This is a genomic window from Lentzea albida (assembly GCF_900111005.1).
Lineage (GTDB): Bacteria > Actinomycetota > Actinomycetes > Mycobacteriales > Pseudonocardiaceae > Lentzea > Lentzea albida.
The window spans coordinates 593,527-614,290 of sequence record NZ_FOFV01000001.1; the positions used below are offsets into that span (position 1 = coordinate 593,527).

Below are 20,764 nucleotides of genomic sequence, written 5' to 3' on the forward strand. Positions count from 1 at the left end.
GGTGGTCGGGTGGTGGCGCAGGTCGGCCACCACCCGCACGGCGCGGTGGCGGCCGACCTGCCGCCACCCGAAGCCCGCCGTCAGAACTTGACGAGCATCTTCCCGGTGTTCTCGCCCCGCAGCAGCCCCAGGAACGCGGCCGGCGCCTGCCGGACCCCGCCCTCGACCACGGTCTCCGAGTACTTCAGCTCACCCGACTTGATCCAGGCCGCCACCTCCGCGACGAACTGCGGCTGGAGCGCCTGGTGGTCGCCCACCAGCATGCCGCGCAGCGTCAGGCGCTTCGACAGCACCTGGATGATGTTGCGCGGGCCCGTCGGGGGCTTGTCGGCGTTGTACTGCGAGATGGCGCCGCAGATCGTGACGCGCCCGTTGAGGTTCAGGGACTCGATGGCGGCCTCGAGGTGCTCGCCGCCCACGTTGTCGAAGTACACGTCGATGCCGTCGGGTGCCGCCGCGGCGAGCTGCTCGGCGACCGGGCCGTCCTTGTAGTTGAAGGCGGCGTCGAAGCCGAGTTCCTCGGTCAGGTACTTGACCTTCTCGGCGGAACCGGCGGAGCCGATGACCCGCGAGGCGCCCTTGAGGCGGGCGATCTGGCCGACGATCTGGCCCACGGCACCCGCGGCGCCGGAGACGAAGACGACGTCGCCGGGCTTGAACTCCGCCGTGACGAGCAGGCCCGCGTAGGCGGTCAGGCCGGGCATGCCCAGCACGCCGAGGTAGGTGGTGAGCGGGGCGATGTCACCGTCGACCTTCGCGGCGCGCTTGCCGTCGACGACGGCGTACTCGCGCCAGCCCAGGCCGTGCAGGACGTGGTCGCCCACGGCGAAGCCCTCGGCGTTCGAGGCCACGACCTCACCGACCGCGCCGCCCTCGAGCGGGGCGCCTACCTGGAACGGCGGCACGTACGACTTCACGTCGTTCATGCGGCCGCGCATGTACGGGTCGACGCTCATGACCACGTTGCGCACCAGGATCTGGCCTTCGCCGGGGGTGGGGACCTCCACCTCGGCGATCTCGAAGTTCTCGTCGGTCGGCCAGCCCTTCGGACGGGACGCGAGCCTGACTTCGAGTGCGGTGCTGGTCATGGTCGGACCATCTCCATTCGTCTGGGTTCCGGATATTTTGCGGATCACTTATCCGTTTCAACCGCCTGCCGCTGACGACTGTTCCGCACTGTGACCTAAGCCGCAGGAAGAAGCGTGGTGACGTCGCGGTACGCGAAACCGAGCTTGCGGTACAGGGCGATGGCCGGAGCGTTGTAGTTCTCCACGAAGAGCGCGCACGTGCCGTACAGCGTCAGCAGCGAAGACGTGACGAACTGGCACACGCGCTGACCCAGGCCCTGGCCCGTGTGGGACGGGTGGACGGCCACGCCCATCATGAAACCGACGTCGGCGGACGACCAGGCCTCGGCCGCGGTGGCCACCAGCTCACCGCCCACGTGCACGCCCGCCCAGCGGCAGACGCCCTTCTCACCCGGCCACGCCCAGGAGTCCGGGTTGGCCTCGTGCAGCAACGCCTCCACGCCGTCCGGTGCCCCCAGCCAGCAGGCCTCGGTGGGCAGGTCCAACGTGCCCGAGCGGTCCATCCAGCCGAAGGGCTTGTCCTCGACCCACGGGGTCGGCATGACGGACATGACGTCCAGCGCCAGCGGGCGTTCCATCAACGGCCGCAGCTCCACACCGCGACCGTGGGCCGCGAGGAGGGACGCGACACCCTCCGCCGGTCCGGCGAGGACCAGCCGGCGGCGCCGGGTCAGCACGGGGGCGTGCACGGCCACGGCGCCGTTGTGCTCCCAGGCGGCACCGCCCGACGACAACGCCTGGGCAGCCCAGCGGACCAACGGGTCGTCACTGGCGTCCTGGACGTCGGCGGTGGTGCGTAAGCGGCGCACTCAGTCCTTCTGCTTGCGGCGCAACAGGGTCCGCTTCGCCAGCGCGTCTTCCAGGCCCTGGTACGCGAGGTCCATCGCCCGGTTGTACTCGCCCTGGGGACGCGGCGGGACGGACTCGTCGGGGCGCGGCGGCGTGGTCATCTGCAGCCAGCGCTCGTTCCAGAGCTGCTCGACCGCGGCCTCCCAGTGCAGCGCGGCGCCCATCCGCACGACCCGCTCGCGATCGCGCACCTCGGCGATCTCGTGCTGGGTCGCCGCGATCCGCTGTGCGAGTTCGGCGCACCGCACCTCGTCCAGCTTGCGCTGGCGAGCAGCCGCGTCCGCGGCGATGGCGATGATCTCCTTGTAGCGCTCGACCGCGGAGATCGCCGGCACCTCGATCACCTCCCCGCTCTGGCGCTGTGACGGGACCGGGTCGAACATCGTGGTCATCATCGGGTTCATCACGCTTCTCCTGTGTCGAACGGGATGATCACTTGCGGTCGCGAGTGCTCGAACCGGTCGAAGAACAGGCCTCGCCGTGGTCGCGGCGACCACGCCATCACCTGCTCCGGCCCGAGCGACAGCAGTTCCTTGCCCTGGACGTCGAACGCCACCCAGGCGCCGATGTCGTCGTAGACGCCGGGCGGCAGGCTCGCCTTGAGCCTCGTCACCCCGCGCCACCAGCCCAGCACGTGCGTGCGGTTCTCCGGGCCGTGCTTCAGCACCGTCCGCAGACTGTCCACGCCGGACGTCCGCGTCACCGGATCCTTCTGCTCCAGCAACGTCTGCGCGGCGTCGACGCCGTACAGCACCAGGTAGTGCGGCTTCAGCGGTGCGTCGGCCTGGCCCGTGTTGATCGCCTGCAGCTCGGCGGCGGTCCTGGCCAGCACGTCCTTGATCTCGTTCATGCCGATCACCGAGGCGTCGTGCCCGTCGGAGTTCAGGCGCTTCATCAGGTGCAGCGCCGAGGGCATCGCCTCTTCCACCAGGCAGGCCAGCGTGAACACCGCCTCGTGCGGGTGGTGCTGCCTGCCCAGTGACGCGGCCGCTCCGCCGAGCACGGCGGCCGCGTCCTGGACCACGGAACCGATCACCGCGATGTTGCGGCCCGGCGTGCGGGCGAACCGCACCCGTGCCGCGCTGCCCGCGACGTCGATCACCTGCCCGAGAAGCACGGTAGGCGATGCCTCGCCGGGCCGCAGAACGGAGAAGTCCGGGACGGCGTCGATCAGGGGGATCTTGCTGCCGTCGAACAGGCTCGGTGCCTGTCCGGGTTCGCGGCGCCACAGCTCCGTCTGCAGGAAGTCCATGGTGCCCTTGGACGTCGAGTCCGGGATGCGGCAGATCTCGTTGCCGGGCTTCACACCCGACTCGTGGTTGATCACCGCGTGCCAGCGCGGGAGCTCCACCGCGGCGTCGTTCTGCGGCTCGGCCAGCACCCGGCGGGCCTTGGGCAGCGCGATGCGGACGGTGAACTGCTCGAAGATCGCCGACTTGCCCCAGAAACCCTCGATGCCCGAGACGTCCTGCGACGACAGCACGAGGTGGATGCCCTGCGAACGACCGCGGCGCGCCACGTCCTCCAGCAGCTGCGTGGCGGCGGCGGTGACCTGGTCGCGTTCGCCGAAGAGGTACTGGAACTCGTCGATCACCGCGACGATCCGCGGCCAGCGGCCGGACGGGTCCTCGGCGCGCAGGTCCTGCAGCTTGGTGACCTCGTGCTGCTTGGCCGCGTCCGCACGGCGGCGCATCTCGTCCGACAGGTACCGCAGCAGCGCCACGCCGAACTCGCGATCGGTGTTGACGTTCACGCCGACCAGGCGCGCGTGCGGCAGCCACGACGGGTCCTTGCGGCCCGGCGCGAACTGAGCGAACGACACGCCTTCCTTGAAGTCCAGCAGGTACAGCTCCAGCTCGTCCGGCGAGTACCGCGCGCACAACGAACCGAGCATCGCGTAGAGGAAGTTCGTCTTGCCCGAACCCGAGGGACCGCCGATCAACGCGTGCGGCGAGGTGTCGCCGAGCTGCACGCAGACCTGTTCACCGTCGTCGAACCCCACGGGCGCGATGACCCCGGCGGACGAGTTCTCCGTCCACGGCCGGTCCGGCAGCAGGTCGCCGAACGTGCCCATGCGCGACCGCCGTTCCTCGCGCTTCTCCGCGATGGCGGCGCAGGCGCGCGGCACCAGGGTGCGCGGCAGGGCGGGGTCCAGCGTGACCGTCACGTCCTTGCCGGTCATCGTGCAGGTCGCGGAACCACCGCTGCGCAACGACACCGTCTCGACCGGCGAGTTGATCGTGATCGGGATGTCCACGATGAACAGCTGCACGCCGCACGCCAAACCGTTGCGCGCCACGCGTTGCAGCTGCTGCTGGTGTTCTTCCTTCAACGCCTTGCGGTTGCCGAACAGCACGGCGATCCGCCACGGCTCGGTGCGCCGGCCCTCACCGCTGACCGACCGCACCGTCAGGTGGCCGTCGACCAGGACCTTGGTGTGCACCTGGCGGATGTGCTCGGACAGCTCGTCGAGCAGCTCGTGCAGCCGCGCCGGGTCGTGCACCGTCAGCAGGTTCGCCCGCGTCAGCGGGTAGAGGCCGGGCAACGACCCGGTGAGCTGGCCGACGTCCCACACGTGCACGTGCACGAGCCCCGGCTGGAAGTGCGACAGCACCCGCAGCAACAGCGTCTCCACGAGCGTGTCCGCGAGCTGTCGGGTGTCCGAAGTGGACGAGATGTGCAGGTGCGCCTGGTCCAGCAGCGGCACCGCGACGGGGAACGGGGCGGCCTCCGGCGCCGACGTCACCACGCCGGTGCCGATCCGCCACAGCTCCGGCACGCCCTCGCTGCCGTCGTGCGTGCCGGGATCACCCAGCCACGACTCGTGCGGCCACGAAGCCGGCCCGGCGGCGACCGAGTTCACCAGTTCGGTGATCTGGTCGGGGCCGGAGGACGTCCACTCGTGGAACGACTGCCGCCAGTCGTACTCGATCTGGTCGAGCCGCTCCTTGAACTGCGCCATCGAGAGCGGTGCCTGGCGCGGGTTCTTCGTGCGCTTCTCGTCGACCGTGAGGAACGCCGTCACGTCCCTCAGCGCGGGGTCCTGCAACGCCTTGTCGACGCCCATGCCGCGCACGGTGAACTCGAACATGTCCTTGGCGTGCTCGGTGGCGAGCGCCCGGTGCTCGCGCGCCACGGAGCCCAGCGCGGCCGAAACGGCGCGCTGGAACTCCAAGAAGGCGTTCTCGATCCTCGCCCGCCGGTCGTCGCGCCTGCTCATCACAGCTCCACGGTGAGTTGTTGTATGCGCTCCAGGGTTCCCACCATCAGCTCCAGCTGATCGGGGAATCTTTCCTTCGCGCGCACGAACTCCGGTGGAAGCAGCGACTCGTGGTGGTTCTCGCTCGACTCGGCGAGGATGGCGACCGCCTCGTCGAGGCCCTCCTGCGCTGATCGCACGTTGCGGTACGACTCACGCAGGATCTCGCTCGCCTGCTCGAGCGCGGCACGAACCTCGCCGATGGACGCCATCAAAGCCTGCTGTTGATGCCCTCGGCCCCGGAGATGCCGGCGCCGAGGTAGTTCTGCAGCTCGCTCACGCCGGACACGACCTGGGCGAACTGCGCGTTCGTCGTCTCGACGTCCGCCTGCACGGAGCCCTGCGTGACCGATGTCAGCAGCTGCTGCGCGTCCTCGGCGAGCTCAGCCGCCTGCTGGAGGGCCGACTGGCTTTGCGCAGCCTTGTCGATCGCCTGGGCAATTGCGGCACGGACCTCTTCGATGCTGGCCATGTCGGCTCCCGAACCCTCCGGAACACAAGATGGTCTGACGACCACCCCTGGTAGAGATTGTGCCCAGATTTTCACAGTTGAGAGCGAAGATCGGCTAACCGGGTGGATGCCTGAATTCGCTCGAACGGGCCTTGATTTAATGATCAGTTGAGCGCGCGGCTGGCCCCTCGTCCACGGGTGTAGCAACTCTCACACCGACGCCTACAGCCTGTCGTGGATTCACGCCTACCGGCCGGGTGAATCAAGACGGTCTGCTGGGTGAGTTGTCACGCGGAGTGCCTGCACCGAAAGGGTCATCTCCTGCCCACGCCTCGACCAGGACCCGTTCGGCACCCGGCACGAGGCCGCTGATCAACTCGGGTTCGTCCAGGACTGTCCACGCCGTCGGCGGCTCGCACGCCACCCTCGGCGTCGGAAAGCCGTCACCCAGTCCGCGCACGAAGGTGCGAACGGCCCGCGCCAGCGCCGCCGAGACGTTGTGGGTGGCCTTCTCCGTGCTCGGCCGCGTGATCACGACCGCCCAGCAGCCGGGCTCCTCGTCGGAGCAGTCACGGGCGTCCACGATCTGGGCACCGGCACGCTGCAGGAGCGCGTCGCACGCGGCACGCGCCTGGGGCTCGTTCGCCGCCTCGACCACCACGGTGATCAGCAGCACGAGATCGTCTTGTTCCATGACAGCAGAGATGGTGTCAGACGACACGGCGCGCGAACTCCAGCACCTGGGTGACAACCTCTCCGTCGGTCAGCAGGCCCGGCACGACGTGCTCCTCGAACCTGGACCCGCGGATCCGGTCCGTGCCCGCCCGCGTGTCCGCGGTCGGCACCATCTCGTCGCCCGACCCGTGTAGCCGCAACGTCGGCGGCTCGTCGTCCCACATGCCGGGCACCGGCGAGACGAGGACGAGCGCGGCGAGCCCGGAACGCGTTCGCGCGCAACGGACTGCGGCGGCAGCACCGGCGAAGTGTCCGATCAGGACGACCGGCAGCCCGGCGGTCTCCACAGCCTCCGCGATGCGCTCGCCGTGCGGGAGCACGGCGAGCCACCGGGGTCCGGGCACCTACGAAGCGTAGAAGGCGCTGATCTCGATCCGGCCGCCGGAACACACGGGCCCGAAGGTCCACGGCACGCTCAGCGGCGCCGTCTCGTTCGGCGGGATCGCGGCCACCTTCGACGGCTCGGGCTGGCACGAGCCCTCCACCGGTTCGCTGCCCGCGGGCACGACGCTCCAGTGCAGGTTCGCCGATGCCTTGGCGCCCGGTGCGAGCGTCACGGCGGCGGGGCCGGGATCGGCCTTGCGCTCCAGTTTGGTCGGTATCGCGCCGGAGCCGTTCTGCAGCTGGAAACCGCTGTAGCCGTTCAACGTGCACGGCGCCCCGCCGCTGTTCGTCACCACGAACTTGCCGTACCTGTTGCCCGCGCCGGCGTCCGTGGGGGTGACCTCGCCCTTGAGCACCGCCGAGTCGCAGCGCTTCACCCCGTCGGCCGGGGCGGCGAGGTCGTCCGACTTCGGAGCGGACGACGTGGACGAAGCGGTCGACGAGGGCGTCGACGGGGCCGTCGGCAGCGTTTGCGACGCGTTGTCCGGCGTTCTCGTCCCGCAAGCCGTAACGGAAGCGAGCACCAGCAGTCCGCAAGCGATCAACCGTCGAGTCATGGGTGCACCTCCTACCACCGAGGATGTTCCCAACTGACGAGTCGCTCATGCACCGTGCCGGAAATTCACCGTATCTGGTGGACGTCCCATCCGTCCGGAAGCTCGGCCATGCCCTCGAGCGCCGCGGTCCAGATGTAGGTCCAGGCGATCCGGCCGTCGGGCAGCACGACGCGCACGCGGCGGTAGTCGCCGCCCTCGTACTCGTCGAGCAGCGGCAGGGCGTCCTCGGGGGAGCGGAGCCGCAGCACGAAGCCCGGCACGCCGAGTCCGGCGCCGGGACGCAGCGCGGGGTAACCCAGGCCCGTGTCGAACAACGTGCCGGGCAGGTGGGTCTCCTCGGACTCCACGACGTGCGGCTCCATCAGGTGCCAAGCGCTTGCGCCCGGCTGGAGCGTGCCGTAGACGAACAGCAGCTCGGGCCAGTCGTCCGCGGACGGCTCACCGTGGACCTCGGTCACGTCCAGTCCATCGCTCATCGCAGGCCTCTCGCCCAGCACCCGAGCGCCTCGCTGCGAGACGTCCGCGCACCGGACCATGCGGCCGTTGAAGAGCACGGGCATCCGCTTCTTGGACCCCGCCGTGTACGCCAGAACGCTGTCGATGACGCCACCGTTGTAGAGCACCACACGACCCGTGTGCACGCGCACGAGCCGATAGCGCAGCCCGCGCCCCTCGCACCGGTCCAGCACGCGGAGCTGCTCAGGCGTGGCGAACCAGATGGAGTGCTCCTCGGTGACGCCGGGAGCGCCCGCGAGGGTCGCTGGCCGCTGCCCGTCGCGCATCCGCAGGCCCGCGGCCCAGACAGCAGAAAGGCCCTCGCACCGTGCGCGGAGCACGACAGCGGGGCCTTCGAGACCGAGCTCCTCGCGGAGCCAGGTGAGCTTGCTCGGATTGGCGTTGGAGCCGTAGCCGAGCACCGGCATCCGGCCCGCCAGGGGAGGCTCACCGTGGTTCGCGAGCCATTGGTCTAGATCGATGTTCTCCGGCTCAACACGCCATCCCGACTCCATCGTGAGGTCCGGTCGCACTGGCCAGCCTGTTTCGTCCACGTGAACGAAACAGTGGTCTGGACGAGTGCCCGGATAGGGCTCCGCCGGATGGCTTTCGTCGGTGAACGGTTGGGCCATTGGTCCATTGTGCCAGTCCAAGGCCGTGAATGGCGCCCCCTAATCGTGACCCATCCGATCTCCGGTCCGAGATACGGGCGTCGGAGTGACCACCTTCACTGCGCAATCGGGTGACTGACCCGATGTCTGCTCGTTTCCGCTCCGGTGGACCTCAGGAGATGTCATAGCGCGCCTGCGCCTGCGCGACCTCGGGCTGGTTGTCCGCGATCCACGACGCCAGCGCCACGAGGTGCCCGGCCGCCCCCTTCCCGAGGGGTGTCAGCGAGTACTCGACGTGCGGCGGGATGACGGGGTAGACCTCCCGGTGCACGAACCCGTCCCGTTCGAGCGTCCGCAACGTCTGCGTGAGCATCTTCTCGCTGGCCGGCTCCAACTCGCGCCGCAACTCGCTGAACCGCCACGCCTCCCCGTTCGACAGCGCCTGCAGGACCAGCACGCCCCACCGGCTTGTGACGTGCTCCATGATCGCTCGCTCGGGACACATCGTGACCTGCATGCTCACCTCCGCGTTAGTACCCCACTCTCAAGTGGGTACTTACGAAAGGTTAGCGCTTTCTCCACTATGGGTGCATGACGATCCTCATCACCGGTGCCACCGGCCAGCTCGGCAGCGCAGTCGTCCGCCACGTCCTCGCCCGCACGGACGAACAGGTCGTCGTGTCGGTCAGGGACCCGAAGAAGTTCACCACCGAGGGCGTCGAGGTCCGCCAGGGCGACTTCGACCACCCCGAGACCCTGGACTTCCGGGGCGCGGACAAGCTCCTGATCGTGTCCGCCGAGGCCCCCGACGCCGCCGCCCGGATCCAGCAGCACGAGAACGCCATCGCCAAGGCCGTGGAGCACGGCGTGGGCCACATCTTCTACACGAGCATCACCGACGCCGACACGTCCACCGTCGGCGTGGCCGTCGTGCACAAGGCCACCGAGGAGGCCATCCGCGCCACCGGCATCCCGTTCACCTTCCTGCGCAACGGCATGTACCACGAGAACTACCTCGGCGTGCTCGCCGGCGACACCGTCGCCATCTCCACCAAGGACGGCCGGGTCGCGAGCGCCGCCCGCGACGACTTCGCCGAGGCGGCCGCCGTCGCCCTCACCACCCCTGGCCACGAGAACGCCGTCCACGAACTCACCGGCTCGACCACCTGGTCGTTCCCGGAGCTGGCCGGGGACCGGTACCAGGACGTCTCCGACGAGGACCTGGTCGCGGCCGGCGTCCCGGCGATCTTCGTGGACTTCTTCAAGGCGATCCGCGAGGGCGTGTTCGCCGAGGTCCGCCCGGACCTGGAAAAGCTGCTCGGCCGTCCGTCGACGCCGATCAAGGTCGGCTGAGGGGACGCGCGGGGCTCAGGTGAACTCGGGATGCGCCTCCGGATGCGCATCCCACCACTTCCGGTACTCCGGGTTGCGGTCCAGCACGGACCGGTAGGCCTCGGCCGCGCAGGCGAACACCTCGTGCGCCCGCCCGGCCGCCGGCGAATCCCGCCGGGTGGCCACGAAGATGTCCGTCATCAACGGCATCCCCCGCAACCGCCGGATCACGATCCCCTCCCCGGTCCGCGACGGCGCGGCGGCGAACGAGACGCACCCGCCCGCCACCAGCCCGCGAGCCATGCTCGCCTCCCCGGTGTGGTGCGTGAGCCGCGGCACGAACCCGGCGTCCGCGCACACCTGGAACATCTGCGTCCGGCTCCCGATGTGCTGCTTGGGCGGCGTGACCCAGTCCCGGTCGGCCAACTGGGCCAGGTCGACCTCCTCGAGCCCGGCCAGCGGGTCGGTCTCCGACAAGGCCACGAAGGCCGGTTCGGTCACGAGCTTGCGCAGCTCGATGCCGGCCAGGTCCCGCGCGTGCATGCCGTCGAAGAACTCGAACAACGCCACGTGGACCTGCCCGCCCTCCAGCATGTCCACGATCTCGGCGGACGACGGCCGGACCTCCGCCCGCACGTCGGCGTTGAGCCCGCGCAGCCCCTCCACGAGCCGCGCGAAGTACAGGATCGGGATGCAACCGAAGATGAGCGGCCCGCGCCGGTCCGCGGCCGGTGTCGTGCTCATCAGCTGCGCCATCTCGTCCAGCACGAGACGTGCCGTCCCCAGCACGCGGCGGCCGAGGTCCGTTGGGACGCAACCGTTGCGCGTCCGGTCGAACAGCTGGCCGCCGACCAGTCTCTCCACCGTGCGCAGCTGGGCCGACAGGGCGGGTTGGGTGAGTCCGAGCCGCGTCGCGGCCCTGGTGACGCTGCCTTCCTCGGCGATCGTTCGAACCGCGCGGAGGTGGCGTAGCTCCAGCTCGGGCATAAAGACCTTCTATCCCCGTTCTGAATGCGCCGCCACCCTTCGATCGGGGCATAGTGACTTCGATCGATCTTCCGGCCCGGCGCTTTGCGGCAGCGCACAGGGGTCCGGCGCGGGAGGGTGCGCACCCCTCGTTCGACGCTGCTGCCGTGGTACACCCTGCGCACCGCGGCAGCAGCGTCGAGCACAACTCAGGAAATGACGACGGCGGCACCGGTCACGGTGACCCGCCGGTCCTCGCGGGTGGCGTCGACCTCCAGCCGTGACGGCCGCCCCATGTCCTCGCCCTGCAGGATCACGAACCGCTGCGGCCCTTCGAGATCACGCAGGTAGCCGCCGAACGCGGCCGCCGCGGCACCGGTGGCCGCGTCCTCCACGACCCCGCCGACCGGGAACGGGTCCCGCGCGTGCACGACGTCCGCCGACTCGCGCCAGTACAGGTGCACCGTCGTCAGGTCGTGCTCCAGCATCAGGTCCCGCAACGCGTCGAAGTCGTAGTCCAGAGCAGCCAGCTGCGCGCGGTCCTTCATCGGGACCAGGAGGTGCCGTGCGCCGCCGAACCCGACGTGCACCGGCGCGTCCCCGATCTCCGCGTACCCCAACGCCTTGAGGGCCGCGGAGACCAGCGCGGGGTCGGCGACGGCGGACGAGGTCGGCACGCTGGTCAGCGATGCCGTGCCGCCGGAGGTCTGCACCGCCACCTCGCCGGCCGGGGTGGAGAACGTCAGCGGCCCGTCCCCGATCCGCTCGGCCAGCGCGACGCCCGTGGCGATGGTGGCGTGCCCGCAGAACGGCACCTCCGCCTTGGGGCTGAAGTACCGGACGTCGAACGCCCGTTCCTCGGCCCGCGGCACCACGAACGCCGTCTCCGAGTACCCGACGCGCGCGGCGATCGCGAGCATCTCCTCGTCGGTCAGGTCGCTCGCGTCGAGCACCACCCCGGCCGGGTTGCCGCCCGCCGGGTCCTCCGTGAACGCGCTGTAGCGCAAAACCCCCGTGTCGCTCATGCCACGCTGCAACGCGTAATGGTGCTCGAGTCTTCCGCCCCGGTACCTGCTGGTGAAGTACGTCAGTCCGGCCTTCTCGAGCACGCGCCCGGACGCGGTGTTGTCCGCCTGGTGCGCCGCGACGACCCGGTCGGCGATGGCGAGCGCCTTGTCCCGCAGTTCGGTGGCGACGACCGTGGCGATCCCGCGGCCCCACCACGCCGGGTCGATCCAGTAGCCGATCTCGATCTGCCCCAGGTCGCCGTCGAGCATCTGCCCCAGCCCGATGCCGACGCCGTCCTCGACCACCAGGTGCAGGCCGAAACCGTGGTCCTCCCAGTGCTTCAGCGCCTGCTCGTGGCGTTCGGTCACGTAGTCCGGCGTCCAGGGCATGCCGTTGCCGACGTGTGCCGTCATCCGGGGATCGGACGCCCACCGCAGCATGTAGCCGAAGTGGTCAGGCTCCCACCGCACGAGTTCCATGGGGCCCATCGTGCCTCAGCCGAACTGGGCGAGTAGCCCCTCGCACGTGCGCACCACGATCTGGGCGGCCTTCCGGTGGTCGTGCGACGCGTGCACGTCCGCGGCCTGCGCCTGCCACCGCACCAGCGCGTCGAGCAACGCCTCGCGCAGCTCGCGGCCGTCGGCCTCGTACTCGAACCCGAGCCGTGCCGCCGGGGCCACGCCCTCGGCGCCGACGAGCCGCAACGCCTCGGTCTGCAGCTCGGCGGGCAGTTTCGTGCGTCCCGACTGCAGCGCGGCGATCAGCCGGAGCTCGCGGAAGTCGTGCGCGGAGGCGACGACCCGTTCGAGGTCGGCCACCAGCTTGCGGGCGTTCTGCCGCGGCTCCATCCGGAACAGCACGTCGAGCGCCAGCAACGCCGACCGCGCCTTGAGCACCTCACGCCGTTCGGTGAAGTGCACGGCGATCGAGTCGCGCAGCTCGCCGAGCCCGCTGCGCTGCACCAGTTGCCCGGTCAGCTTCACCTGCGAGTCGAAGCCCTGCCGGATCAACGCGGTGATCAGCCGCACGCCGAAGATGCCGAAGCGTTCCAGCAACGCCTGTCGCACAACGGGTTGCATCGTCAGCGGGAACTGGTCGCCGGCGAACCGGTCCGCCGACAGCAGGTGGTCCTCGAGCTCCTCCCGCCCCAGCGACGACAGCAGCCGCAGCGCCGCGAACTCGTCCTCCCGCAACGTCCTCGCCGCCACCGCGAGCAGCCCGGCCACCGAGACCACGTTCTGGCACAACGGTTGCACGGCCGGGTCGCGGCGGTAGCGGCGCGCGATCTGCTTGGCCGACGACAGCGCGTCGATCCGTCCGGCGCCGATCTCGTCGGCCCGAGCGAGCACCGCGACCGTGTGCACCGCGGCACTCCGCGCGATGGGGTGGTCGTTGGCGGACTGCAGGAACTTCAGGTCCTCGTCCTGCACGTGCCGCATCAGGTACACCAACGCGTCCGCGTCCCCGAGCACCTGTTCCGGCGTGGCCTCGGACGGGGTGTCGATCAGCACGACGTCGCGCAGCGTCCGCGCCGGCCAGTCCACGACGACCCGGTCGGCGCGGTCGAACTGGCCAGCCTCGACGTGGTGGCGGTGGCCGCGCCTGCCGAGCGCGAGCTCGTGCGGACGTCCGGGTCCGGTGAACACGTGCGCACGGGGCTCAGCGCCGCCGCGGTACCAGACGAACGAGGCCTGCGGCGTGAACTCGTCACCGATCAGCGCGTTGACCACGGTCGACTTGCCGATCCGCGACCGGCCGGCCACCGCGATCCGCACGGGCTCGGTGTAGCGCTCGGCGTGCGAGCGCAGCCAGGCCGTGGCGCGGGGGCTGTCGCGGTAGACCCCCATCGCCTCCTGCAGCATCGACCAGACGACGCGGTCCAAGGTCACGCGGTGAGCTCCATCGCGGGACCCCCGAGCGCCTGAACCCTCTTGTAGAGCGTGACGAGCTTGTCGAGCTCCTTGCGGCCCTCCCGCATCCTGCGCTCGCGGTCGGTCTGGTCGTCCTGCACCGCGCGCTTGGCGCTGCGGGCCGACTCCAGCAACGTCTCCTGCAGCTCCTCGGCGAGGGTGCTGAAGTGGTTGCGCAGCGAGCGCTGGATGTGCCGCCCGGAGTCGCGGACGTCCTTGGAGAACTTCATGAAGAAGTCGTCGACGTGCCGTTGCGCGGCGGCCTTCGCGGCCGCCTGGCGGCGCTTCAGCCGTTGGTCCGATTCGTCCAGAATGGACTTCCCGCCGAACAGCGCGCCGGCGCCGAGCGAGATCACGTTGATCAGCGGCATGCCCGCCAGCGACGTGACCAGACCGAACATCAGCACACCGCCGTAGGAGCCGCGCAGACCCGTGAAGAGCTTCTGCGGCACGGAGAACGGCTCGATCTTCGGCTTCTCCAGCTTGCTCGCGGGCTCCAGCAGGTCGTCCGGCAGCACCGAGCCGGGGATCAGGTCTTCGCGGTAGACGGGGAAGTTCCGCGCGACCTTCGCGGCGACCCACTCCGCGCGTTCCATGAGCCAGGCGAAGTTCGTGGTGGCGGCCTCGTTGAGGTTGTCCTCGAGCCACTGCTCGAACTTGTCCCAGCCGATCGCGGGGTCCGCCTCGTCGTAGGTCTTGTCGACCTCGCGCAGGATCTTGCGCGTGCGGTCGCGCAGGTCGTACTCGACGTCGGAGATCAGGTCGGCCATCTCGTCGTTCAGCACGTTCTGCCAGCGCGCGGACCGGCGCCGCAGCTCGTCGACGCGCCGCTGGGCCTCCTGCAGCGTCGAGATCGTGGCGACGGTGCGGGACGAGTCGTGGGCCGTCAGCTCCTCGCGCAACGGCGTGACGAGCTGCGTGAGGGCACTGGACGCCACGACGGCCACGGCACGGCGGGCCAGCAGGTCGGCGCTCGCCACGATGTCGCTCTGCACGCACGACACCAGTTCGGGGAAGCCGGACTCGGTGTTGAGGCGCTGGTCACCGGTCTTCGCGGCGCGCAGGCGCAGCGCGCTCGACACGGGGATGAGCTTCGCGCGGACGCCGGCCCTGGCCAGCAGCACCCGGTTGCGCTCCACGACGCTGCGCCAGCCGGGCACAAGATCGATCTTGGTGACGACCACCGTGACGTTCGGGCAGGCCTCCATGACCTTCTTGAGCAGCGTCATCTCCGCCGCCGTCAGCTCGCCGGTCGCGTCGGACACCAGCAGCACGGCGTCCGCCTGCATCAGCGTCGCGAACGTGCTGGCGGTGTGCGCGGAGCGGGTGTCGCCGACGCCAGGGGTGTCGATCAGGACGAGCCCGCTGTCGAGCAGCGCGCGCGGGATGCCGATCTCGGCGCGCACGACGTGCTGCGCGGCGGCCTGTTTCGTCACCTGGTCGATCGGCACGGCGATGCGCTCGGTCGGGGTGTGGAAGATCGACCCGCCCGCGGACGCGTTGCGGACCAGCGCCGCCGACGGCGTGTCGGCGTGCTGGACGAAGGTCGGCACAGTCGTCGTGATGTCGTCGCCCACCGCGCACACGGGGGCGTTGAGCAACGCGTTGACGAGCTGGCTCTTGCCTTGTTTGGACTCGCCGACGACGAGAACGCGCAACTTGGGGTCCAGTTGCTGTGCCCGCTTCTCCCGCAGCCGGGCCTCCAGGTCGGGCCTCCGGTGCGTGACGCAGGCCCCGATCGTCTCGTCGAGCACGTCGAGCCAGGGCGGTGCCATCACCTGACTCATAGTGCCGTGTTCACCCCCTTGGGTGAAAGCCTCGAATGCGATACCGGGTTTGTTCGGGCTGGTGGGCCTGTTCGGGAGGACCGTGACGTTGCTCACCAGATGAGACGTGAACCGCTTTGATCTTTTCGTCAGCCGAGACGACGAACCGGCCCTGTCCGCGAAAGACAGGGCCGGTCCGCGTTGGGGAGGGTGGCTCAGCCGAGCAGGCCCAGGTCCAGGTCGCCGACGACCGGGACGTTGTGGGTCACGTCGGTGACGGTGCCCAGCACGTTGCCGACGCCCGCGTCGCCGACCAGGCCGGTCGCGGTGCCGGTCACGCCGGTCGCCGTGCCGACGACACCGGTGACGGTGCTGTGCACGTCCGCGACGGTCTCGGTGGAGTGCACCGCGATGTTGCCGGTGGACAGGGTGTCGATGCCGCCGGCGTGCAGACCGCCCAGGAGGACGTCGCTGCCGCCGAGCACGCCCAGGGCGTCGTGGGCGAGGCCCGTCACGCCGGTCAGCTCGCCGAGCACGCCGTCCACGGCCGGAACGGTCGAGGTGACGCCCTCGAGCGGCGCGTCGACGGTCGCGGTGGCCGTGTCGGCCACGTCGAGGACGGTGCCGGTCAGCGGGGACGTGGTCTGGTCGAGCACCGAGGTCACGTCGCCGACGACGGAGAAGTCGCCGCCCAGGCCGAGGCCGGCCGAGGTGATGTCACCCAGGGTGTTGTTGCCGATCAGGAGGTTGAGACCGTCCGCATCGGCGGCGAGCACACCCGCGGAGGAGGTGTGGAGGTCGCTGAGGCTCACACCCGACGAGGTCAGCTGAGACGCGACGGCCTGCAGCTGGCTGATGGCGCCGAGCGGGCCTTCGGCGAGCAGGTCGTCGGCCGGCAGGTTCAGGTCGAGGCTCTCGATGGTGGGCAGACCGTCGACAGCGGGGACCAGGTCGAGCACCAGCGGGATGACTTCCTGCACGTCGACTGCCGTGATGTCGGCCAGCCCGGCCTGCTCCAGGGTGCCCTGGGCGTCGTTCGCGAACGCGGTCTTCAGGGCGGGGTCGCTCAGGAGGCTGAGGACGAAGTCGTGGAGCGTCGTGGGCTGGATCATCGAAGGAACTCCTGTTGTGGCACGTAGCTAGGTCGGGGGTGTGCGGCTCGAAAGCTATGAGAGCGGGGCTCCTACCTGCATCGGGGATCACTCCCAGTGAATCCCCGTTCCCCAATGGGGTGACGGTCGTTGACCCCCTAGGGGATTAGGGGCCTCGCTTGAGCGTCTCTCGTTCACCCGTGTAGGTACTGCTCGCTGCTGCGAACAGGTGAGGTAGGGACTTGGCGTACGTACTCGGAGTCGATGTCGGGACCACCCGGACGACGGCTGCCGTGTGCCGCCTCGACGGTGCCCGGGATGCCGAGATCGCCCTGGTCGTGCCGTCGTTGCTGCAGCTCACGGATGCCGGCACGTTCTCGGTCGGAGAACGCGGCACACCCGGCTGGACGGCCTCCGGCTTCGCCCGGCGGGTCGGCGACGCGGTGCCGTTCTCGCTGGGCCCGGAGATGTGCCCGGCCGAGGAGCTCACCGCGCTGCTCGTGATGTGGGTCGTCGGCGAGGTGGTCGCCCGGGAGGGTGAGAAGCCCCGTCATCTGGCGGTGAGTCACCCGGCCGGGTGGGGCCCCTATCGCCGAGGGCAGCTCTACGCGGCGTTGCGGGCCGTCGGCCTGCACGACGTGACGCTCGTGCCCGAGCCGTTGGCGGCCGCCGAGAACCACGCCGTGCGCGCACGGGTGGTGCCGGAGGCGACGTTGGCGGTGTTCTCGCTGGGCAGCCACGCGTTCTCCGCGTCGGTCGTCCGCCGCGCGCAGAACCGGACGTTCGAGCTGGTCAACCACGTCGAAGGCGTCGACCACCACACCGGCGCCGACTTCGACGACCTGCTGCTCGGCCTCGTGCGCGGCCGGCTCGGCAAGGACGGCCGGGTGTCCGCCGCCGAGTGCGAGGCGGCGAAGCGCGCGTTCGGCCCGTCCGTGGTGGTCAGCGGCGTGGAGATCACGCGCGACGAGTTCGTCGACGAGATCCGCCCGTCCGTCGACCACCTGGTCGGCACTTTCGTCCGGGCGCTCGGACCGGCGCAGCCCGACGCCGTGCTGCTCGTCGGCGGCGGCTGCCGGCTGACCGCGATCGGCGACGCGCTGTCGTCGTCGGTCGACTGCCGCGTGCTGGCCGAGGCCGCCCCCGAGCACTCGGTCGCCAAGGGCCTCGCCGTCGCCGCGCGCCTGGTCCTGCTGGGTCCCGAGGTCGAGCCGGAACCACTCGAGACCTCGGTCCTGGTGCACACCCGCGAAGCGTCGTTGCGCTTCCCCGTCGGCGAGGTCCCGAACCCCGACGACGACGAGTTCTCCGCGCCACCGCCCCGCCCCCCGGTGGACGTGTCCCCGCTGGAACTGCCGCCGAGGCGGGTGAAGCGCGTCACGAGCGCGCTCAAACCCGCCGGACGCCGCGCCGGTTCCGGCTCCCGATCCCGAGACGATGATGAGGACGGCCGTTGAGCGTGACCACGCGAGACAGGTTGGTGCTGGACGCCCCCGTGCGGGGCGTCCTCGACCGGATCAACGACGCCGACGCCGGCACCCGCCTGCGCGTCGTCGTCGCGGCACCTGGTGGTTACGGCAAGACAGCGCTGCTTTCGGAGATCACCAACACCGCTGTGCGCGTGGTGGACGACGCGCACCTGCTGGACGATGCTTCGTTGCGCGCCCTTGCCGCGGAACCGCTTCTGGTGCTTGCCCACCGCCCCTGGCCCCGCCGCGCGGCGCTGGCCGAACTGACCCACGGCGCCGTCGTCGTGCCGTTGGCGCCCCTGACCCGCGACCAGGTCCGCGAGCTGCTGAACGCCGGTAAGCCCGTCGCGGACTTCGTGTACGCGCAAACCCTTGGCGTGCCGCGGTTCGTGGAACGCCTCGGCGCCGCGACCGAGGTCTCCGCCGACGTGCTGGCCGCGTTCCGCGCCGAGCTCGACTGGCTGGACCCGGACCTGCAGAAGTTCCTGATCGCCGCCGAAGCCGGCGCCGGCCAGCGGCTCGACCTGCTGTCCGCGTTGCTGGACAAGGACTTCGACGAGGTCAGCGACATCATCGAGGCCGCTCGCGCCACCGGCATGCTCGCCGAGGACGGCACCCTGCTGCCGCTGGCCCTGCGCGCCGTCGGATCCCTGACCCGCACCGAACGCCGCATCGCCGTGCGCCAGAAACTCGCCCAGCTGCAACTGGACCGCGGCGGCCCCGTGCTCGACCTCGTCCGCCCCCTGCTGGACACCGGCATCGGCGGCCCGGTGTTCGTCGCGGCCGCCCGCGAGGCCCTGTCGTCGGACCCCGCCCTGGCAGCACGCCTGTTCAAGGCCTCCACCGGCGGCGGAACCCCGTCCGCCGAAACCGCCGCCTCCTGGGCCACGGCCTCGGCGATGGCGGGAGACCTGGACGGCGCACTGCGCCTCGCGGACCAGGTCATCAGCGCCCCGGACTCACCCCACCGCCGAACCGCGGCCGAGGTGGCGGCCGTCGCCCTGGCCCACCGCGGCCAGCTGGCCCGCAGCACCGAACTCTTCCGCTGGGCGGCCACCCCCTACGCCGCCGCCTTCGCCGGCATCGGCCTGATCGGCACCGGCCACCTGTTCGAGGAGACGCCCCCGCAACCCCCGACGATGCTCGGTGGCGCGGCATCGCTGATGCTCCAGGGCGTCCGCCAGTCGGTGGCGGGAGCGGAGACAGCCGCACTGTCCACTTTGGTCAGAGCGTCCTCGATGCTGGAACCCGCCGGCGGAGCCGTGCTGCTGCCGGACAGCCCAGCCGCCCTGGCAGCCCTCGTGGCCCTGCACTGCGGCGAGCCGAACGTGGCCGAGTCCGTGCTGGACCGGGCCGTCGAGAACGGCACCGGCGGGGTGCTGATGTCCGTCCGCCACCGCCTGCTGCAGGCCTGGCTGCACATGCTGCGCGGCAACCTGGCCGTGGCCCGCGAGACCCTGCTGTCCGTCCGGGGCGCTTTCGAACCCCGTGACTGGATCTTCGCGGTGGCCCTGGAAGTGGGCGTCGCCAGGCGCAACTCCGACCTGGCCACGTTGCGCCGCACCTGGGAACAGGCCTGCGAGGCAGTGCTGCGGCACCCCGTCGACCTGTTCAGCCTGCTACCGCTGGGCGAGTTCGCCGCCGCGGCGGCCCGGCTGCGCGACCAGGAGCGGCTGGCGCCGCACCTCGCCCAGGCGTCGGCTCTGCTGCGCTCCCTGGGGAACCCGCCGTTGTGGGCCGCGCAGGTGCACTGGGGGCTGCTGCACGCGGCGATCATCGACGAGAACTCCGCCGCTGCGGAGGAACATGCGGCTGCTTTGGCTGCTTGCCGGGATTCCAGCCGGTACTGCTTGATTCTTTCTGGCGCTGCTGAGTGCTGGCTGGACGTTGTCGCCGGGAAGGTCGACGCGGATCGCGTTGAGGAAGCTGCCCGCAGTTTGCACGCGGTCGGGCTGTGGTGGGACGCGTCCCGGTTGGCCGGGCAGGCTGCTATCCGGACGTCGGATCGGCAGGCGATGGTTCGGTTGCTGGACTGTGCTCGGTTGTTGCAGGGGCGGCCTGTTTCTGCTCGGCGGGCTTCTGAGGCCGCTGATGTCGTTCCTGTTGCTGAGGATGCTGGGAAGTTGAGCGATCGGGAGCGGGAGGTGGCTCAGTTGGTGTTGGAGGGGATGACTTATCGGCAGGTGGGGGATCGGTTGTTCATCTCCGCCAAGACCGTTGAGCACCACATGGCTCGGATGAGGCAGCGGTTGGGGTCTACGTCGCGGTCGGATTTGTTGGGGCAGTTGCGGCATATTCTGGGCTGACTTCGCCTGTTTTTCGGGTGGTTGTTTTGCGTGCGGCCTGGTTGCCTTGCGTGCTTCCCCTGGGGCTCTGCCCCAGACCCCGGCAATCTGATCAGGGGGTAGCGCCGCGGGCAGGCTGATGGCACGCCTGCTGCTTAGGGCGGCTGCCGGTTTCGTAGTTTGGGCGCGTTGGCGGTGGGGTCCCATCACAAGCCGCACCAAGAGCAGGCCACACCTGAGGGGTGGGGTCAAGTCGACGAAAAGCGTGTCGACTTGACCCCACCCCTCAGGTGCAGCAGGAGCTGTGGCGCGACTCGTGATGGGACCCCACCGCCGGTACCTCATTGCTGAAGACGGCTCGCCTGCGGCATCGCACCGATCGCACGGCTCGCCTTCGGCATCGCGGATGATCTGGGGCCTTGCCCCACACGGCGCCCTGCCGCCCCGCCGTGCCAGCGCCGCCCCACCTTGCTGTCCCGCCGCGTCCCGCCCTGCCCACTGAGCGCCG

19 protein-coding genes are annotated in these 20,764 nt (G+C 70.2%); 3 read left to right on the forward strand and 16 right to left on the reverse strand.

The annotated features are described in order from the left end of the window. Positions 1-80: 80 nt before the first annotated feature. The 11 genes from BMY74_RS03020 to BMY74_RS03070 form a co-directional block, all read right to left on the reverse strand. A complete protein-coding gene (locus tag BMY74_RS03020; protein WP_089908959.1) occupies positions 81-1,088 on the reverse strand; it encodes an NADP-dependent oxidoreductase in 1,008 nt (335 codons plus the stop codon). A 95-nt stretch (positions 1,089-1,183) separates the two neighbouring features. Continuing rightward, positions 1,184-1,897, reverse strand: coding sequence for a GNAT family N-acetyltransferase (locus tag BMY74_RS03025; RefSeq protein ID WP_089908962.1), 714 nt, complete (start codon positions 1,895-1,897; stop codon positions 1,184-1,186). Next, positions 1,898-2,341 (reverse strand): hypothetical protein, encoded by a 444-nt coding sequence (locus BMY74_RS03030; protein ID WP_089908965.1) that lies wholly within the window; start codon positions 2,339-2,341, stop codon positions 1,898-1,900. Then, entirely contained in the window at positions 2,341-5,157 is a 2,817-nt protein-coding gene (locus BMY74_RS03035) for an FtsK/SpoIIIE domain-containing protein (protein WP_089908969.1), read from the reverse strand. Before BMY74_RS03035 ends, BMY74_RS03030 begins: the two co-directional genes overlap by 1 nt. Further along, positions 5,157-5,408 (reverse strand): hypothetical protein, encoded by a 252-nt coding sequence (locus tag BMY74_RS03040; protein WP_089908972.1) that lies wholly within the window; start codon positions 5,406-5,408, stop codon positions 5,157-5,159. Before BMY74_RS03040 ends, BMY74_RS03035 begins: the two co-directional genes overlap by 1 nt. Beyond that, positions 5,408-5,668 carry a hypothetical protein gene (locus BMY74_RS03045; protein WP_030481403.1) on the reverse strand — a complete coding sequence of 87 codons (261 nt, stop codon included), beginning with the start codon at positions 5,666-5,668 and terminating at the stop codon, positions 5,408-5,410. The genes BMY74_RS03040 and BMY74_RS03045 overlap by 1 nt, the downstream gene beginning before the upstream one ends. Positions 5,669-5,909: 241 nt before the next feature. Next, positions 5,910-6,341, reverse strand: coding sequence for a hypothetical protein (locus BMY74_RS03050; RefSeq protein ID WP_089908975.1), 432 nt, complete (start codon positions 6,339-6,341; stop codon positions 5,910-5,912). A 16-nt stretch (positions 6,342-6,357) separates the two neighbouring features. Then, positions 6,358-6,726: an alpha/beta hydrolase gene (locus BMY74_RS03055; protein ID WP_089908978.1), complete on the reverse strand. Its 369-nt coding sequence runs from the start codon at positions 6,724-6,726 to the stop codon at positions 6,358-6,360. Further along, entirely contained in the window at positions 6,727-7,323 is a 597-nt protein-coding gene (locus BMY74_RS03060; RefSeq protein WP_089908981.1) for a DUF4232 domain-containing protein, read from the reverse strand. Between the two features lie 65 nt (positions 7,324-7,388). Further along, complete coding sequence (locus BMY74_RS03065) at positions 7,389-8,333, reverse strand: gamma-glutamylcyclotransferase (RefSeq protein WP_245785857.1); 945 nt, start codon at positions 8,331-8,333, stop codon at positions 7,389-7,391. A gap of 268 nt (positions 8,334-8,601) precedes the next feature. Then, the gene (locus BMY74_RS03070) at positions 8,602-8,913 is read right to left on the reverse strand and encodes a winged helix-turn-helix transcriptional regulator (protein WP_425434808.1); all 312 of its coding nucleotides are present in this window, start codon (positions 8,911-8,913) and stop codon (positions 8,602-8,604) included. Between the two features lie 107 nt (positions 8,914-9,020). Between BMY74_RS03070 and BMY74_RS03075 the strand changes: the two genes are divergently transcribed. Then, positions 9,021-9,782 carry an SDR family oxidoreductase gene (locus BMY74_RS03075; RefSeq protein WP_089908985.1) on the forward strand — a complete coding sequence of 254 codons (762 nt, stop codon included), beginning with the start codon at positions 9,021-9,023 and terminating at the stop codon, positions 9,780-9,782. 15 nt (positions 9,783-9,797) lie between these two features. Here BMY74_RS03075 and BMY74_RS03080 read toward each other — a convergent pair whose 3' ends face one another. The 5 genes from BMY74_RS03080 to BMY74_RS03100 form a co-directional block, all read right to left on the reverse strand. Then, on the reverse strand, positions 9,798-10,748 hold the full coding sequence (locus BMY74_RS03080) for a LysR family transcriptional regulator (RefSeq protein WP_089908988.1): 951 nt from the start codon (positions 10,746-10,748) through the stop codon (positions 9,798-9,800). A gap of 188 nt (positions 10,749-10,936) precedes the next feature. Further along, entirely contained in the window at positions 10,937-12,214 is a 1,278-nt protein-coding gene (locus BMY74_RS46800) for a PhzF family phenazine biosynthesis isomerase (protein WP_177229538.1), read from the reverse strand. A gap of 15 nt (positions 12,215-12,229) precedes the next feature. Beyond that, positions 12,230-13,624: a P-loop NTPase family protein gene (locus BMY74_RS03090; RefSeq protein WP_089908993.1), complete on the reverse strand. Its 1,395-nt coding sequence runs from the start codon at positions 13,622-13,624 to the stop codon at positions 12,230-12,232. Beyond that, the gene (locus BMY74_RS03095; RefSeq protein WP_089908996.1) at positions 13,621-15,420 is read right to left on the reverse strand and encodes a dynamin family protein; all 1,800 of its coding nucleotides are present in this window, start codon (positions 15,418-15,420) and stop codon (positions 13,621-13,623) included. The genes BMY74_RS03090 and BMY74_RS03095 overlap by 4 nt, the downstream gene beginning before the upstream one ends. A gap of 206 nt (positions 15,421-15,626) precedes the next feature. Beyond that, positions 15,627-16,523 carry an IniB N-terminal domain-containing protein gene (locus tag BMY74_RS03100; RefSeq protein WP_089908998.1) on the reverse strand — a complete coding sequence of 299 codons (897 nt, stop codon included), beginning with the start codon at positions 16,521-16,523 and terminating at the stop codon, positions 15,627-15,629. A 221-nt stretch (positions 16,524-16,744) separates the two neighbouring features. Here BMY74_RS03100 and BMY74_RS03105 point away from each other — a divergent pair, with 221 nt between their 5' ends. Further along, positions 16,745-17,959 (forward strand): Hsp70 family protein, encoded by a 1,215-nt coding sequence (locus tag BMY74_RS03105; RefSeq protein WP_143091418.1) that lies wholly within the window; start codon positions 16,745-16,747, stop codon positions 17,957-17,959. 2 nt (positions 17,960-17,961) lie between these two features. Continuing rightward, positions 17,962-20,277, forward strand: coding sequence for a helix-turn-helix transcriptional regulator (locus BMY74_RS03110; RefSeq protein WP_089909003.1), 2,316 nt, complete (start codon positions 17,962-17,964; stop codon positions 20,275-20,277). The last annotated feature ends 487 nt before the right edge of the window (positions 20,278-20,764 follow it).

Bases quoted from the DNA above. Each gene is read 5' to 3' on its own strand.
- BMY74_RS46800 (WP_177229538.1), bottom strand. From the start codon at position 12,214: ATGGAACTCGTGCGGTGGGAGCCTGACCACTTCGGCTACATGCTGCGG.
- BMY74_RS03040 (WP_089908972.1), bottom strand. From the start codon at position 5,408: ATGGCGTCCATCGGCGAGGTTCGTGCCGCGCTCGAGCAGGCGAGCGAG.
- BMY74_RS03060 (WP_089908981.1), bottom strand. From the start codon at position 7,323: ATGACTCGACGGTTGATCGCTTGCGGACTGCTGGTGCTCGCTTCCGTT.
- BMY74_RS03070 (WP_425434808.1), bottom strand. From the start codon at position 8,913: ATGGAGCACGTCACAAGCCGGTGGGGCGTGCTGGTCCTGCAGGCGCTG.
- BMY74_RS03030 (WP_089908965.1), bottom strand. From the start codon at position 2,341: ATGAACCCGATGATGACCACGATGTTCGACCCGGTCCCGTCACAGCGC.
- BMY74_RS03020 (WP_089908959.1), bottom strand. From the start codon at position 1,088: ATGACCAGCACCGCACTCGAAGTCAGGCTCGCGTCCCGTCCGAAGGGC.
- BMY74_RS03100 (WP_089908998.1), bottom strand. From the start codon at position 16,523: ATGATCCAGCCCACGACGCTCCACGACTTCGTCCTCAGCCTCCTGAGC.
- BMY74_RS03050 (WP_089908975.1), bottom strand. From the start codon at position 6,341: ATGGAACAAGACGATCTCGTGCTGCTGATCACCGTGGTGGTCGAGGCG.
- BMY74_RS03075 (WP_089908985.1), top strand. From the start codon at position 9,021: ATGACGATCCTCATCACCGGTGCCACCGGCCAGCTCGGCAGCGCAGTC.
- BMY74_RS03095 (WP_089908996.1), bottom strand. From the start codon at position 15,420: ATGGCACCGCCCTGGCTCGACGTGCTCGACGAGACGATCGGGGCCTGC.
- BMY74_RS03045 (WP_030481403.1), bottom strand. From the start codon at position 5,668: ATGGCCAGCATCGAAGAGGTCCGTGCCGCAATTGCCCAGGCGATCGAC.
- BMY74_RS03035 (WP_089908969.1), bottom strand. From the start codon at position 5,157: ATGAGCAGGCGCGACGACCGGCGGGCGAGGATCGAGAACGCCTTCTTG.
- BMY74_RS03080 (WP_089908988.1), bottom strand. From the start codon at position 10,748: ATGCCCGAGCTGGAGCTACGCCACCTCCGCGCGGTTCGAACGATCGCC.
- BMY74_RS03065 (WP_245785857.1), bottom strand. From the start codon at position 8,333: ATGGAGTCGGGATGGCGTGTTGAGCCGGAGAACATCGATCTAGACCAA.